13 protein-coding genes and 1 tRNA gene are annotated in these 15,822 nt (G+C 53.6%); 4 read left to right on the forward strand and 10 right to left on the reverse strand.

Annotation, left to right across the window (positions count from 1 at the left end; all coding sequences use genetic code 11):
- Window positions 1–1,781 precede the first annotated feature (1,781 nt).
- The 3 genes from GD606_RS10575 to GD606_RS10585 form a co-directional block, all read right to left on the reverse strand.
- Entirely contained in the window at window positions 1,782–2,195 is a 414-nt protein-coding gene (locus GD606_RS10575; RefSeq protein ID WP_163302168.1) for a hypothetical protein, read from the reverse strand.
- Between the two features lie 263 nt (window positions 2,196–2,458).
- Window positions 2,459–4,333, reverse strand: a complete 1,875-nt coding sequence (locus tag GD606_RS10580) for a DUF927 domain-containing protein (protein WP_163302167.1) — start codon at window positions 4,331–4,333, stop codon at window positions 2,459–2,461.
- A 59-nt stretch (window positions 4,334–4,392) separates the two neighbouring features.
- Window positions 4,393–5,334, reverse strand: a complete 942-nt coding sequence (locus GD606_RS10585) for a radical SAM family protein (RefSeq protein WP_176629273.1) — start codon at window positions 5,332–5,334, stop codon at window positions 4,393–4,395.
- A 436-nt stretch (window positions 5,335–5,770) separates the two neighbouring features.
- On the opposite strand from GD606_RS10585, the gene GD606_RS10590 reads away from it, so the two are divergent.
- Window positions 5,771–5,977, forward strand: a complete 207-nt coding sequence (locus GD606_RS10590; protein ID WP_218108831.1) for a hypothetical protein — start codon at window positions 5,771–5,773, stop codon at window positions 5,975–5,977.
- A 197-nt stretch (window positions 5,978–6,174) separates the two neighbouring features.
- Here the strand turns inward: GD606_RS10590 and GD606_RS10595 are convergent, their stop codons facing one another.
- From GD606_RS10595 to GD606_RS10625, 7 genes are all read right to left on the reverse strand, one after another.
- Window positions 6,175–6,402 carry a hypothetical protein gene (locus GD606_RS10595; RefSeq protein ID WP_163302165.1) on the reverse strand — a complete coding sequence of 76 codons (228 nt, stop codon included), beginning with the start codon at window positions 6,400–6,402 and terminating at the stop codon, window positions 6,175–6,177.
- Window positions 6,399–6,779 carry a DUF6573 family protein gene (locus GD606_RS10600; RefSeq protein WP_163302164.1) on the reverse strand — a complete coding sequence of 127 codons (381 nt, stop codon included), beginning with the start codon at window positions 6,777–6,779 and terminating at the stop codon, window positions 6,399–6,401. Before GD606_RS10600 ends, GD606_RS10595 begins: the two co-directional genes overlap by 4 nt.
- A 30-nt stretch (window positions 6,780–6,809) precedes the next feature.
- Window positions 6,810–7,052 (reverse strand): hypothetical protein, encoded by a 243-nt coding sequence (locus tag GD606_RS10605; RefSeq protein WP_163302163.1) that lies wholly within the window; start codon window positions 7,050–7,052, stop codon window positions 6,810–6,812.
- 155 nt (window positions 7,053–7,207) lie between these two features.
- Entirely contained in the window at window positions 7,208–8,095 is an 888-nt protein-coding gene (locus GD606_RS10610) for a hypothetical protein (protein WP_163302162.1), read from the reverse strand.
- Between the two features lie 59 nt (window positions 8,096–8,154).
- On the reverse strand, window positions 8,155–9,303 hold the full coding sequence (locus tag GD606_RS10615) for a hypothetical protein (protein WP_163302161.1): 1,149 nt from the start codon (window positions 9,301–9,303) through the stop codon (window positions 8,155–8,157).
- Window positions 9,304–9,446: 143 nt separating this feature from the next.
- Window positions 9,447–11,144, reverse strand: a complete 1,698-nt coding sequence (locus GD606_RS10620) for a sigma 54-interacting transcriptional regulator (RefSeq protein ID WP_163302160.1) — start codon at window positions 11,142–11,144, stop codon at window positions 9,447–9,449.
- Window positions 11,145–11,868: 724 nt separating this feature from the next.
- A tRNA-Ala gene (locus tag GD606_RS10625) sits at window positions 11,869–11,944 on the reverse strand.
- A 166-nt stretch (window positions 11,945–12,110) separates the two neighbouring features.
- On the opposite strand from GD606_RS10625, the gene GD606_RS10630 reads away from it, so the two are divergent.
- The 3 genes from GD606_RS10630 to GD606_RS10640 all read left to right on the forward strand — a co-directional run bounded on the left by GD606_RS10630 (window position 12,111) and on the right by GD606_RS10640 (window position 15,708).
- Window positions 12,111–13,109 (forward strand): ABC transporter permease, encoded by a 999-nt coding sequence (locus GD606_RS10630; RefSeq protein ID WP_163302159.1) that lies wholly within the window; start codon window positions 12,111–12,113, stop codon window positions 13,107–13,109.
- Between the two features lie 96 nt (window positions 13,110–13,205).
- Window positions 13,206–14,042 (forward strand): ABC transporter permease, encoded by an 837-nt coding sequence (locus GD606_RS10635; protein WP_163302158.1) that lies wholly within the window; start codon window positions 13,206–13,208, stop codon window positions 14,040–14,042.
- 46 nt (window positions 14,043–14,088) lie between these two features.
- Entirely contained in the window at window positions 14,089–15,708 is a 1,620-nt protein-coding gene (locus GD606_RS10640) for a DNA repair protein RecN (RefSeq protein ID WP_176629274.1), read from the forward strand.
- The last annotated feature ends 114 nt before the right edge of the window (window positions 15,709–15,822 follow it).

Here is a 15,822-nt window from a genome sequence, read left to right on the forward strand (position 1 = left end):
ATATGATATGACTCGAATAATGTCATAGAAAGGAAGAAGCTTTCCCGTTGCGACAGGCGGAAACGTTCGTTGGGCCGAGGATCGCTCCTACGGGGTTTTCGGGTCCGAAGCAGGGTCAACCCTGGGGAAGCCCCAGAAAGCGCAGGAGGCGGGAGTTTTGGAGAGGTGGAAAGCTGACGAATTGGCATTCACAAAGAATACACATTGACAGAAAGGAAATTGTGCGACCAAACAATATGTTAGCCATTCAGCTTTCCGCATCTTATTGAACATTTATTTCATACATTGTGAGTCATTATGCGTCCTTCAATGTACCGGGAATTTCATTCCTGGATCTTATTGACCAACTCAGACCTAGAGGGGTGGGAAACCGGCCACGCGAACGAAGCAGCCTAATCGTTGCCCCGCCAGGGCGGCGATGTCAGGTGATAACCATCGCTGTACACGAAGCATAACCAACCATGTCAATTCAAAGCAAATAAATGCGAATGGGATCACATCGGTCAATAGTATATTTCTGCATATTTTCATCAGTATTCTACATATCCATTTAGCCTTCTCAAACAGCCATAGATTCGATCTATGGCTAATTTCGCAGGCAAAGTATTTGCATTCACCCATCAAACGAAACCAAGACAGTAAAAGCCATCTGCAAGTCAACTAGGCGACTAACTAAAGCATGGCATTCAAACGTACGCAGCTACTTACCGACTCACAAATACTGCTAGCCAGCAGCAAAAACACAAATTGTTCGACCATGTTTTCATTATTTCCTTCATAGCTAGACACCAGCCTTCTCCGGAGCCATACTATCTTTGTCTTTTATTCTGTAGATAAAATCTCCATGTTAATCTCTACCAACTAAAACAGGCTCAGAACGATAATAGCCTTAGGACATCATGACACACGTAAAACCCAAGAGACGTAGAGGACAAACCCAAAATTTAGCCCTGCTTCATGATGGCTTGGTTCCGTATCAATCTTCCTCCAATACTCATGCGACAAGCATTCAGCCATCAGCTAGACTGATGGCTCACATTTGATGACATCTGCACACATGAAAACCGCAAAGCTCATTACAACATACCCAATAACCTCATTGTAATGATTCGATTGTCTTCAATTCAACTAAATATCCAGGCTGCTTTCTACTTTTTCATAGCCATGCTATGCCAGCGATTATCCTGGTGAAACATATCCAGGCTGAGTGACATGTAAGACTGGATGGCGAATGCCCACGAGTTTGCCAACAACACGGATCAACAAACAAAGAAGCAAAGAGACGGAGAGGACAAACCCCTCCGTGCTGGAACGGGGTCAGATTGATCTTTTTATGACAACGATTAGCGCTTGCTTCAGTATTTCCCTCGCAAGCTTTGATTCAATGAGAACCATGACGACTCTCAAAACCATAGTGCCTCCTTTTCGTCAGTTGTCCTGTTCTCCATCGACTTCCAGTAAAGAACAAAGCCCTTGACTCCGAAAAGCCAAGGGCCTTGCTCAGCCACCGTACGATACCCTCTAATATCTCTATGAACGCGGCTTAAAATGACATCGCATTTGTCATTGTCGTCGTTGCAATTCAAAATAGATATACAGAATTTGCAGGCGTAGACGCTACATAATTGTTATTTTGTTAAGCGAGGCAAAACTGTCGACGATGTCGACGACTCAAATACTGGCGACTTGGGAGGACATCTTTCGCTTTATGCTATCAAAATCTCTCAAATCTCGCAGACCACGAACCTTCAAACCCAGCTGCAGGACACCAACTGCCAACGTCACATATCCTCAACTGGCTCAGGACAGTAATAGCTCGAACAAGTTGAAGCACATTGTTTGACGTCGGCAATCACAAAACCCATGACCGAGCAACGCATCCCATCAGACCCTGTTTCGAAGTCCTCATCAGGCTGACAGAAATCACAGTCCGAGCAGGACCTGTCATTCGGAATCATATTTGGAGCAGACGACTTAACATTACTGGCCTGATCAACATGGACACGATTCAATTGAAGCTCACCACCACCTGCATGAGCTAGGTTGTTTTCATAATTATCTTTATAAAATGAAACGTTACTTTCTATCTCGTCCTCGCAAGAGGCATCTGACTCGGCATTGACCACTTCAATGTCGAATGGGCAGAACGTCTCCAGGTCAAGTCCTAAACCTTTTAGGAAGTTCAAGAAGACCATGTCGCTTTCTCCTTCGCATGGTTATTATTCAAAAGCTTCATCTCCATAGAACTGGAATCGCCAGCGGCTTCGACGTTCCAAATACCCAACAAAAATCTGCCACCACCGTCGCTATTTATATTATAATGATATCATAATAATAATTATATATAATTAATTTATTTTAGTTATTTGGAACGTATAATAAGAATATGAATCACATGTACACATTGAACAGTCACAGGAGCAGGGTGACAGGGATGCAAAAATTTGGAACGTACAAGCTATTTAGGGCTGGTCCTTCCCCGTCCGTCCCAAAAGGATTTGGCACTGAAGCAGTACATTGGCACTATTACGTTCTTCGACTCGCCAGCAGTTTTAGGGATGACGACCTTTCGCTGATACCCTTTGGACCAGTCATCGGTGATGAGCCAGCCCTTGTCCTTCCAGAGACGGACCATTTCTAAGGCTTTAAATCCATTCTTTCTAAGAATATCATCCAGAATCGTTTTCGTTAACCCTGTGAATGTCCATTCTCCATCGTCAGTCACGTCGCAATACGCTCCATGCATGTCACCAGACCAAGGGATATTTTGACGCGCCTCGGCTGGCAAATACACTCGATTCTGATTACTGCTAATCCATTCCTCTACGCACCCAAATGCCTGAGAAGCAATATCTGCAGATTTTGCTTCGTTCATTGCCCTGGACCAGACTGAATCGAGTAGGCTTCGGACTGGCGTGCTCCGTTTCAGTTCCGGTAGAGCCGCATGGATGATTGCAATCGCAGTAGCGACAGCGGCAAAGTATTCTCCAAGTCGCATTTCAACTGGCGTCAGATCAGGCGATTTCGTAAGAAGCTCATTCGCTTCGGCATACGCCTCCTTCCAGATGGGCCATTGATCCCGATGGTCCAGGATGAACTGAACCATGCGAGGTCCAGCATGGCCGAAGTGGTCAGTGACCCCTGTCTTGGTCCTGGTGACAACAGCTTTGCTCTCAGCGTCTGTCCTGAGGAAAGGGTTGCCCCAAAGGTCGATGATCCTGCCCCTGACACCACCGTCTGTACTCAGGTCCAGGCTTGGCGTCTCTCCAGTTGAGAAGAGGATGGTCCTGAACGGCTGCACCCGATCAGAGCCATGGAGGGTCGCTCGGCCCTTATCCATGCCGGATGCGATCATGTAGATGGAGTCAGTGACGAGGTCGCTGCCGTACTTGTTCTTTTTGTTCTGCAATCTAGCCAGCTTAGTTTCGTCAAGGAACAACGGCAGCCCATTGAGCAGAGCCGCCATCCTACCGATCCTGTTGTCGGTCCCGTTCCAGGTGTTGATGAACGAGCCCGCATGGAACGAAGGATTTCCCCATGCCGATGCCGCCAGCATCAGCGCGGTGGTTTTCCCTGAAGAACTTGGAGCACAGAGTTCGAGTGTAAAGTTGTCCACCCCCAGGATCGGAAGCAATGGCGCGGCCAAGGACGTGTACAGCGCAAAGGCGACGTCAGGATATTCCAGCGCCTCATTGACCATGGAGGCCCAGGCGGCGAAGCTTCCCTTTTGAACAAAGCCGCTTGCGAATTGCTCATCTCCCTGGTCGGCACCCTTGAAACGAACCACCGGGGCCTGGCCGGGAAGTTTACCGGCGGAAGTCCCACTCAAGTACGAGTGCCCCCAGAGAAACCCCGCCATGTCCTCGGTCCAACCCAGGCGGCTGTCCACAAACGTCTTCGGGATGTTGCCACTGTTAACCCGATCATATTCTTGAAGATACTCGATGATGCCATTTGCGTTAATGCTCGTGACGGGGAAGTTGTAATTTGCCAATCCGACAATGCTGGTCTTGCTTGCGATGACTCCGCGTTCAATTTGATGCTGATGCCACCTCCCGTCGCGTAACCAGGACAATGTGACATAATGCAGCCCCGTAGACCTGTTCTCCGAACATTCGCTAATCACGATTGGGCATGGTGAAAGCCGTATCCCGCCTGCATCAGTCGATTTAACAAGGCTCAGGTCCTTCGCAAACAGATACCGATGCGGCAATTCAGACGCATTTGATACTGGCGCATTGGGAATACGCTGTTGAATGTTAATCGTCTTAAGAACTATATCTTGAGCAACTGCGCTCATACTGCTTGTGTTGACAGTTTGATTCGTATTCATTTCGGATTTCCTTTGAAGAAGGGCCACCAAGTTTTCACTTGATGGCCCTCTTTTAACGCTTACCGCTTCAGCCAGATCACTGCTGCGTCATTGACATTGTATCCGTCACCATCAGAGTAAACCAAAATCTTGAGATGATCCAAACAACCCCTGGAGATGGCGGCATTGGTTGCGGTATTGATCAAGTCTTCAACGTACAATTGATGAAAGTGAGATGACCGGATCATATCGAATTCGTGAGCATGCAATCCATACCCTTTCTGTTGAAGCGCCTTGGCGCAGTTGACGATCCCAGGCCCTCGCGCATTCAAAGGTTCAGTCCAAATCGTTTCAGGTTTTGCAGCCAAAACAGAATCGAGCATGCTTTCATAATCGGATTGCGACGTGCCAATACCAGGCAGAACTGGACATATCATTCCGTAGGTTCGAATGCCCATGTCCCGAGCCAGATGCAGGGCTTGCAAGCGTTCGGTGATGCTGGAGGCATTCGGCTCGATGATCTTCGCGAGGTGCTCATTATGAACCGGAGCAGTAATGCTCAAACCAACCATCACCCTATTGCGATATTTCGATATCAGGTCATAATCATACGCAATAGAAGCGCTCTTCGTGAGAATCCGTACGGAGCAGGTGCTCTTGGACAAAATCGTCGACAAAAGATGACGCCCAAGATCGCGCCCCCTTGCCTCTGGAGCCCAGCAATCCGTTAGCGTGCTCATCATCACGACATCGTTACTATCAAGCTTCATGCTCTGGCGTTGAACACGCAAATGTGTCCACAAGTCGACAATAGCCGTCCCGCTTTCAAGGGCAGCAAAAGAAGTGATCTTGTTCTCCTTGAAGAATCTATGCGTTCTTATCAGCGACGGTGTTGAACAATACTTGCACGCATGACCGCAAATCAGTCCGCAATTTACAGCATGTGTGGCCAATTGCTTTTTTGCAAACTCATTCGAAAGAGTGATTCCGATGTTCCTTTGGCATGTTAAGACGTTACTCATTAGCACCCCCATTGATTATTGTTTCCTGACACTGGCCGACGCAATTGATCATTGCGACCAGATTTCAGCACTCTAATGGGGTTATATCTTTATTGCTTTGCTCCGTTAGAACATCAGCGAGGGGTGAGGCCGATGACGTGCTCGGTGCCTGAATGAGTCTGAGGGAGCGGACCAGGGGCAACCCTGACCTCGGAGACATTGGCGGAAACGAGTTACCATCAGCCCCCTGGAAATGAAGGGGCGGTGCGAAAAATACCGGGGTTTGACTTTGTGCGTTCCCACACGAGGACAGGGCCGCGCAGGACATTCGGTGATCGCTCCCACCTTGGCTCAAATCGAAACGCGGCGAATTCATACCAATTCCAGATGAATTGCGTGCGATTCATCCCTGACCGACACGAGCCAGCCTCCCTAAATCATGTACGATTTATGCCAGATGATTCCTGACGGCGATTCTGATACGCTTGAGGGCATGGAATGGTTCATCATCGGCGGCGTGTTGGTCGCCATCGCCATCGGAGTTGTCATTTTCGGCGGCAAATCCAGGGGCGACGGATCAGTCCCTGGCCGATTCGATTTCGACAGCTACAAGGATCGCGAATTCTCTCAGCGAGGCTTACTCGACAAGGCGAAATGGCGGTGAATGATCAAGCCCTGTCAGATGTGAACAACAGTGGCGGGACGGGAAGCCCAAGGTGACGAAGGGGGCAGGGTTGATTCCCGCCCCCCTGGTTCTCTTTCAGGCAGGGGCTACGTCTTCCCTTGGACTGGGCTCAGGCAAGATGCCATCGGAGCAGGGGCGGCGTCTCGGTCATGTGTTGGAGCTACCCCTGGATCATGTCAGTGTTTCTTGAGAACACGCTCCAGGGTTTCCCGGAACTGCGCCGACAGGTTCAGCCCGATTTCCGAAGAGCTCCTGACAAGTGAGGCTCCTCCAAGGGCATCCGGGGCAACAGCCCCCATCAACTGAAAGAGCTTTTCGATAGGCCGGAAGTGCTCAATGAGCATATCCAACTGATCCAAGTGATCCTGGGCCTCCAGCCCCGTCTCTCCCTCCAGAGCGTTCACAGGTCCTCCGGAAGACACAGAGTCAGGACAGGTTCGCCATGATCACCAGGGCCAACATGGAGAACGCACCGGACCTTTTCATGCTTCCCCGGCTTCATCAGAAACAGCACTTCGAAGTAGACGCGATCCTGCTGGAGCCCCTTCCGTGCTGAAAGAGCCGCAAGGCTCATCAAGTCGTGCAGGCGACCCTCCTGCGACTGCCCTTCGCCTTCCAGTCCAGGTGGAGGGGTGACGTAGCTGAACAGGTTGTCCCCGATGACAAAGGGCAGATTGAATCCGTAAGCTTTTGCCTCGGCGGTGACGTCGATCAAAACCCCGTCCTCTATTGCCTGGGTTCGGGAATAACTGAAAATGATGGGCCAGGATTCGTCAGACATGGCAGTTCCTTCGAGTTTTAGCTTGCGGGGTTACTGATAAGCCTTCAAGCAGAAGCACTTGAGCGACATCATGACCCTGTTGATCTTCTCTTCAGAGAAGTCATCGGCAAGGAGTGTGCGCAAATCTGACAATGCAATGATGCTGACATCCGGCAAAGACGTTTTTATCGCCATGATGACTCGGTTGGTTGTTGTGGCAGAAAAATCCTCAGACAAAATAGTCCTTACGTCTGCGACTTGAACATTTCCAGCGTGCATAGAGTGCATAGCCATCCATCCTTCCTCATGTTGATGATTTTTGGGAAAGGAAGGGAGGGTAGCCTGGGGCAGGCGGGTCGGTCACGGGGGCGAGGACTGCCCCTGACTTTGCTCAAAAAAAGAGCAGCCGAGTGGCTGCCCTTTCTTTCATCTCTAGGCCTTGAAAAATACTAGAGGATCAACGGGTTTGCATTGTGAAGATCGGTGACAACATCTTCAATCTGCTTGTAGTAGAGCATTCCCAAAACGGCACGATTCCGCTGGCCATGGATGCCGATCAAATCTTGAATTTTATACCCAAATCTGTCTATATGCCTTTTAAAGCTGCACAGATCGTCGTAAATGTCATACCTCACCGTGCCATCCTTGTGGCCTTCAAGCTTATTCGGGAAGTACAACACGTCAGTTTTATTGAATTCATTCTTGCCCTCGTTCCAGTAACGGACAACCCCTGTCTTGGCGTCATCGAGCCATGATTTTGAATCACATGAAGTCACAGGACATCCTGTGATTAATTCAAACTTTGTAATGCCAAACAAATGAATCTTTACATTGACATCATTCAGTCCAAACACTTGAGGAAAGAGCACCAGGGGATCTGCCTTGCCTTCCTGCTTTCCAATTGCGATCGAATCGCATCCGATACTCTGGTAGACTCGCGCCTCCAGCCCTGATTTCATGCTATGAATCACAGGGACAACGTTCAAGCCGATCTTCTTCAACTCAAGATAGTACAGTAGGTTTTTCATGAGGCCATGCGCATCGAAATCAGGGTCATAGCTAAACACAAGATCAAATAAACCATCATTGAGCCTCGCAAATTCTTTGTACTGTGCATAGAGCTGACTTTCCGTGAGCCCGAGGTTGGAGTTGTTCAAGCTAAATGCGCCACAGTCTAACGCTTTCTTGTTGACTATCGAGCTATATCTCTCGAAATAGCTGTGCATTCCTACGGGCATTCTTGCTCGAGTCAAAAGTATGTTAAACTTTTGTCCTGGGCAGCGAGCAACAAGTTCGTCCATTACCTCGTCCGTCGGTGAAGACAAATAGATGTCCATGATTTTCTCCGAAGCGGCCCCCCTGATTTGCAACCAGGGGAGCCACATTGATGTTTCAGTTAGGCCCTGGGAGAAAAAGCAACCTTCTCGAAGTCTTCCAACGCCGCGATCAATGCATCGTAGTTCTCACGGTTCACATTGTTGGCGCTGACCTTGCCACTCTTTATAGCTGCTGTGATAATCTGGCTCGTCGTGACGAAGGTGGAGTTGATGTCAGGGACTTTATGCTGATCTCCAGCACCCTTTTTCTTGCCAGGATTCGTGAGTGAAAAAACGCGGCTACCCGCGTTTTTGCTGATGCTCTCCAGATGGGCCACGGGATCAAGCCCCACCTTCTTCATCGCCTGCATTTCCTTGATGTCCGCCGCGTTAAGCTCGAACTTTTGCTCGTAGAAGGTACGAAGGGCAGGCATCGGGATAACCAGGCCCGCTTTCTTCAGCTTGAGGTCGCCGATAGCGAGGGCAGAAAGGATCGAATAGTCGCACTCGATTGCCTCGGACTTCGCCTGCACATACTCAAACACGGCCTCGAGCGGATCATCGTTGGCGCTGAACGGAGGATTTTCGGCGATGGGGCACAACTTTTTGAGCAGTGTCAGGCCTTTATCGCAATGGTTTTCGACTTTGCGAATGCTGGCAAGCCGCATATTCTCCTGAAGAACCTTGATGCTCTTGCCGGGAAAGTGCTTCATCGCCGTGGGCAACCATTCGCCATGAGCCATGGAGGCTTTTATGGTGTTGGCCATGCGGCCACAGATAAGAGCGCAAACCACTCGCACGACGTCGGCCTGGACCATGACAGGGTTGAAGACGTCGTTCCAAACCCGTGCCGTGATCTCCGCTTGATTGTCTGGCGATTTGTTGGACAGGATGCCGCAGAAGTCGTCGGCGAGCTTATTGAATTCCCTGACGCCCTCCTGCTTGGCTTCGCCGTCTTGACCCAGCAAGTCAAAGACGTAGCGCACACGCCGCGCCTGCTGAGTAGGGTCGATAGAGGGCGTTCCTACGGCAATAGCGTTACGGGAAGACTGCGCCTCAACCTCACCGTCTGTAGCCGCCGTGTCGTCATCAATGGGGTGGACGACACTCGGGTCAGCAAAGGGGTCCAGTGCTGAGCTAGGCCAAGGATCCGTTTCTACGGTAGAATGCTGGGGGATTTCGGTGAGGGGCTGGCCAAGCGGCAGGCCCTCCAGCGTTGAGTTGGACATAAGGGCTCCTCTGGAGGAAGGTTGTTGCGTTTCCGTCCCCGCCACAGTGGCGAGTTTCGTTCGCGCCTACACTACCCCTTTCCAAAGGACGTGCCGCAGACAGTGATCTTGTAACTATCTAATATTACGTTGCTTTATATTTCTCACTTCAGAATTGCCAGCCTTTTCCTAGGCGTATAATTTAGTTTTTTAAATTTATCACTAAGTCCATTTTTATCAAGCACCTGCGACACTCGACCCTCCGTACGGCCAGCAATCTTCGCAATTTTCTTCTGATACCCATGGGCTGTCCCGAGAACAGAGCACAGCGTTTCATAATAAAGGTCGCGCAATTCATTTAATGAAATATTTTCGATATGAATTTCCTCACCGTCAGCCTCCACTTCTTCTCCTAAATAGTGAGCCAAGAATTCATTTCCTCTGTAGCGCTTGCGCAGCGCATGCATATCAAGCAAATCATCGGTTTTAATATCCTTGATGCCTGTCAAAAATTTAGTACACTCAAGAACAACCTGCTTCATCTCATCAGTAAGAATGCTAAATATTTCTAGAGCTTGCGGGTCATCATCGTATACAAACTTGACAAAATTAACATAGTTGAACTTGCCTGGGGCATGTTTACTTGCACTTTCTACCGCCTCATTGCTAAGAACCACCTGTTCTATCCGCTCAGTTATTCTTTCTTTGCCAAATTTATTGCACACAACTGAACTTTTCAAATCCAACAAGTCGCTACTAGAGTTTATGTCCTGAGAAAACGCAAAACAAAATAACCCAAACCCGCCGTATAGTTTTTGAAATATACTATTATCAACAAGCTTGATTCTTTCGCCTATCGACGATACTACATATTCAACAGTATTGTTCAGATCCTTTTCAACGGACCCGACTATCACTGAAGAAAAACTGTCAAGCCCCAATCGAAATTCATCTAGGACCGTCTCAATGCATTTAACATCAACGCCATTTTGTTTCAGCCTCAACGCCAGTTCACTTCCTTTGCCGAAGCAAAAAGAACCCTCTTCAGACCTCTGTCGAAACAATGCGCTGTATTGTTGGCGATGAAATGCCCTGACAGTAAACTCAAATTTGTCATCTTTTATGAATTTATTTCTTCTAGCATATTCAATATTTTCACGGATAGCATTGCATACAATCTCTACCTCTCTAACATTCCCTGGCCAATTATACCCGAACAGGGCCAGAACGACACCTCCTGTAAGCAACCCAAGTAGTTCTTTGTCAAAGTGTTGAATATAATATATAACATCATACCGGCGCTCATGAAGAGGAGAAACTGCAAAGGTCTCAAATCTGAACCAAAAATCTGGCCTAAATTTTCCCCGCGAAGCGTTAGATGTTGCGACAATTTGAGCATTGAGCCTCGTTTCTTTTGTGTCGCCAAGCGCAAAAAACACTCTTCTCTCTATCGCAACAAGAAGCTTTGCTTGAAGATTTTTTTCCATTTCTCCAAGCTCTTCTAATATTAAAACACCATCTCCAGCAATTTCTAGAATTCCCTTTTTATCTTTGACCGCCGTGCTAGACGCTCCTTTCTTATACCCAAAAAGTTCAGACTCCAATAGCGTTTCTGGTATTGCAGAACAGTTGATAGCGACAACCCTTTTCCCCGGATACTGCTTGAGATACTTGTGAACAAAGCACTCGGCAAACATGCTCTTACCAACGCCGGTTTCCCCGCGAATCAATAGACAGGAGTGCTCTCCAGCCTTTCTCTTGTTTATGATCGCGTCGCAGCGAATTTCAAATCGCGCCAGCGCTTCGACTAATCCTGGCGGCACAATCCAAGACCTTGGTTCCCACGAGTAGGTGCTATTCATATTTAACTCACTTTATTTTTTTAAACTTTTACGCTTGCACGAGGGATTGTCAACGACCCCGTCTCGTGTATGGGGAGCAAAGCTTGATTCGCCTGCAAAAACGCACATTCCCCCATACCTGCCCCCTCCTTGACGAGGGGCTTTCCCAGGCCCAAACCCAAAGGGGCCGCAGGGAAAATCCCAGGAAGGCCCCTTACCGCGCGAACCGGAGGGGCAAGGGGAGGTGACGGGAAGGGGGGACCGGGACAGCTCCAGAGGGTCAAGGGGGCCGGGTAAATTCCCGCAGCCATAGTGCTCACTCCGGCAGTTCCTGAATCAGGCCCTGCGTCAATGCTCATTCTAGAAGCCACGGAGACATGGCCCATGGGGATGGTATCCACCCTCGAACTAGAATCTCAGAATTTTTCAGGTGATGCATCTGGATGTCCAGATGTCCAAATGGGGGGGCGACCTCTTGAAAACCTCCCAAGGGGCATTGGGCTGGTTTCTAGGCCATCATCTTGGGAAGATTGGATAAAAATATTTGTCGACGGGAGTAAAAAAGGGGCAGGGGGCGACCCCTTGAAAATTTTCAAGCGCCCCCACCTGGGGATGATCAGGCTGGATTGATGGTGCGAAACATCGTGCTGCTCCGCCGGGGCCGCCAACAAAGAACGTTGGCGCAGTGTTGGCGGGGCCAAAACACTAAGGGGTTACCCATTTCTGGATAACCCCTTGAAAAGTGTGGTGGAGCTGGACGGAATCGAACCGACGACCTCTTGAATGCCATTCAAGCGCTCTCCCAACTGAGCTACAGCCCCGTGCGAGGAATGCCTTGTGCCACTCCTGCCGCCCGAAGTCAACACCCTGGCCCGAAATGCCCGCAAAAAATCCTTCACCCGCCGCCACCCTTCCCATCACGCCCCGTTTTCAGTAGATTCCCCCCGCGTAACCCCGCGCCCTCGCCGCGCCCCACAAGGAGAACGCGTGCTCGTCCTGTTCCGCGCCATCGCCATCAAAACCCTCTGGGTCGCCGTGATCCTGCTCGGCATCACCGTCATCAGTTTCGGCGTCATTCATCTGGCCCCGGGCTCGCCCACCGATCTCCAAACCACGCTCAACCCCTACGCCACGGCCGAAACCCGGCAGCGGCTGGAAAAAATCTACGGCCTGGACCGCCCCATCCACGTCCAATACCTGGACTGGCTCTCGCGCATGGTCCGCTTCGACTTCGGCCGCTCCCTTGGCGGCGACAACCGCCCCGTCTGGGACAAGATCAAGGAGCGTCTGCCCCTGACCATCGGCATGAACGTCATCTCGCTCATCCTCACCCTGGCCATCGCCATCCCCATCGGGGTCATCGCCGCCAACAGACAGGGCGGCCTCTTCGACCGGGCCACCACCGTACTGGTCTTTCTCGGCTTCGCCATGCCCGGATTCTGGCTGGCGCTTTTGCTCATGCTGGCCTTTGGCATCCACTGGCCCATCCTGCCCATCTCCGGCATGACCTCGCTCGACTTCGCGCAGCTCAGCCCCCTGCAGAAGGCCCTCGACCTCCTGCGGCATCTGGCCATGCCCATTTTCATCTACACCTTCGGCAGCCTGGCCGGCATGTCGCGGTTCATGCGCTCCTCCATGCTCGAGGTGCTGCGCCAGGACTACATCCTGACCGCGCGCGCCAAGGGCCTGCCCGAACGCGTGGTCATCTTCAAGCACGCCCTGCGAAACGCCCTTTTGCCGGTCATCACCATCCTGGGGCTGTCGCTTCCCGGCCTCATCGGCGGCTCGGTGATCATCGAATCCATCTACGCCCTGCCGGGCCTGGGCCAGCTTTTCTATCAGGCGGTCATGTCCCGGGACTATCCGCTGATCATGGGCAATCTGGTGCTGGGGGCCATCCTGACCCTGGGCGGGAACCTCCTGGCCGATGTGGGCTACGCCCTGGCCGATCCCCGGGTGCGGGCCGGAGGCGACAGCGATGACTAGCGCCGCCGCCCTCTTCCGGACGCCCCGCCCTGTGACGGCGCGCCCAAACGACGCGGCCTTCCCGGCCTTTTTCCCGGGCCGGGCCGGAGGGGCGTCATGAGCGCCTCGCGGGCCCGTTTCTTCTGGTCCCGGTACGGCATGTTCCTGGCCGGGCTTTTGCTGGTTGGGGTCATGTCCCTGGGGGCGCTTTTCGCGCCGCTTCTCGCCGCCCACGACCCCACGCGCCTGGACGTGGACGCGATCCTGCAGCCGCCGAGCCTCACGCACCCCATGGGCACCGACGCCCTGGGCCGCGACGTGCTGGCCCGGATGCTCTACGGCGGCCGGGTGTCGCTGTGGGTGGGGTTCGTGGCCGTGGGCCTGTCCGTGGCCATCGGGCTGGCGCTGGGGCTGATCTCGGGCTATTTCGGGGGGCTGGTGGACGAGGCCATCATGCGTGGCGTGGACGTGATGCTGTGCTTCCCGTCCTTTTTCCTGATTCTGGCGGTCATCGCCTTCCTTGAGCCGTCGCTTGTGAACATCATGGTGGTCATCGGCCTGACCTCCTGGATGGGCGTGGCCCGGCTGGTGCGGGCCGAGACGCTGACGCTGCGCAACCGGGAATTCGTCCTGGCGGCGCGCATGGCCGGGTCGGGCACGGCGCGCATTCTGTTTCATCACATCCTGCCCAACGCCCTGGCCCCGGTTTTGGTGTCCGCGACGCTCGGCGTGGCCGGGGCCATCCTGGTGGAGTCGTCCTTGAGCTTTCTGGGGCTTGGGGTGCAGCCGCCCACCCCGAGCTGGGGCAACATGCTCATGGAGGGCAAGGACGTGCTGGAGATCGCGCCCTGGCTGTCGATCTTCCCTGGGCTGGCCATCCTTTTCACCGTGCTCGGCTACAATCTTCTGGGCGAGAGCCTGCGGGACATCCTGGACCCCAGGCTCAGGCGATGACGCCCCCCGGGCAATCCCCTTTTTCGCCGAACAGGACGCAGGCATCATGATCGAACTTCTGCGCATCAAGGATCTGGCGCTCATCGAGGACATGGAACTCGAATTCGCGCCGGGCCTAAACGCCCTCACCGGCGAGACCGGCGCGGGCAAATCCTTCATCGTCGGCGCGCTCAATTTCCTCACCGGCGAAAAGATGTCCGCCGACCTCGTGCGCCCGGGCGCGCTAAAGGCCGTGGTCGAGGCCCTGTTCTACCTGGGCGACGACCAAGTCATCCTGCGCCGGGAACTGGCCGCCGACACCGGCCGCAGCCGCATCACCATCAACGACCGGCTGGCCTCCCAGGAATCCCTGCGCGACCTGCGCCCGAAACTGCTCATGCACGTGGGCCAGCATGGCCAGCAAAAGCTCCTCCAACCCGCCTTCCAGGCCGCCCTGCTGGACGCCTTCCTGGCTCCGGACGCCGCCCATCTGCCCGCAGACAAGACCGACCTGCTGCACCGGCTGTCCCTGCTTTCCGGACGCATCGCGGACATCGAGAACCGGGTGCGCGACCTGGAGGCCAAGCGCGAATTCCTGGAATACCAGCGTATCGAGATCGGCCGGGTGGCCCCGGTGCGCGGCGAGGAAGACGAGCTTTTGGCCCGCAAGGCCGCCCTGGCCCATTCCAAAAAAGGCCGCGAATCCGTGGCCCGGGCCATGGACCTCCTGGCCTCGGAGGCCGGGATCGTGCGCCTTCTGGCCGATCTGGAACGCGAGATCGGGGCCGTGGCCGCCGCGTTCCCGGAATATGCCGCCGACCGCGAGACCGTGGCCGCCACGCGCCACACCCTGCGCGACATGGCCCAGCGCCTGCGCGCCACGCCCCTGGCCGCCGCCCCGGACGACGATCCCGACGCCATCGAGGCCCGGCTGTTCGAGCTGGCGCAACTGCGGCGCAAGCTCAAAAAGCCCCTGGACGAGATCGTCACCTTAAGCGACGACATCGAACGCAACCTGAATTTCCTCGACGTCTGCGGCCTGGATCTGGCCGCCCTGCGCCGCGAGGAGCGGGCCTTGTGCGACTCCCTGTCCGCGACCCTCACGGCCCTGTCCGCGGCCCGAGGCGAGGCCGCCGAACGCCTGTCCGCGCGCCTCAAATCGGAACTCTCAGGCCTTGGGTTCGCCCCGCAACTGGACATCCTCTTCGAGTTCACCCCGGCCACGGTCTACGCCGCGCCGCATCTCTCCGCGCCGCTGACCGAGGACCGGGCCCGCATCCTGTGGAAGCCCAACCCCGGCCAGCCCGCCCAACCCCTGGACAAGATCGCCTCGGGCGGCGAGCTGTCACGGTTCCTCCTGGCCGTCACCAGCCTGCGCGCCGAGTCCGAACAGCCCACGCTGATCTTCGACGAGGTGGACGCGGGCATCGGCGGGCTGACGCTGGGCAGCGTGGCCGACCGGCTGGTGGCCCTGGCCCGGGAATCCCAGATCGTGCTCATCACCCACTGGCCGCAACTGGCCGCCAAGGCCGACCGCCATTTCCAGGTGCAAAAGGAGATCGAGGCCGACATCACTTCCACCCGCTGCGCCTGCCTGGACCCCGCCCAGGTGGCCGACGAACTGGCCCGCATGGCCGGAGGCGGCGAAAAAGGCGCGGCCCTGGCCCGGCATCTGGTACGGGAATAGCGCGGGACGGGGAGGAGGCGTCGCCTCCTCCCCATACCCCTCCACCACCAGGGGGCAGCGCCCCCTGGACCCCACGTAAGCTTCGCGTTGCGTGCGGAAGAGTGGGCTGAAGCA

The sequence above is a fragment of the Desulfolutivibrio sulfodismutans DSM 3696 genome (assembly GCF_013376455.1).
GTDB lineage: Bacteria > Desulfobacterota > Desulfovibrionia > Desulfovibrionales > Desulfovibrionaceae > Desulfolutivibrio > Desulfolutivibrio sulfodismutans.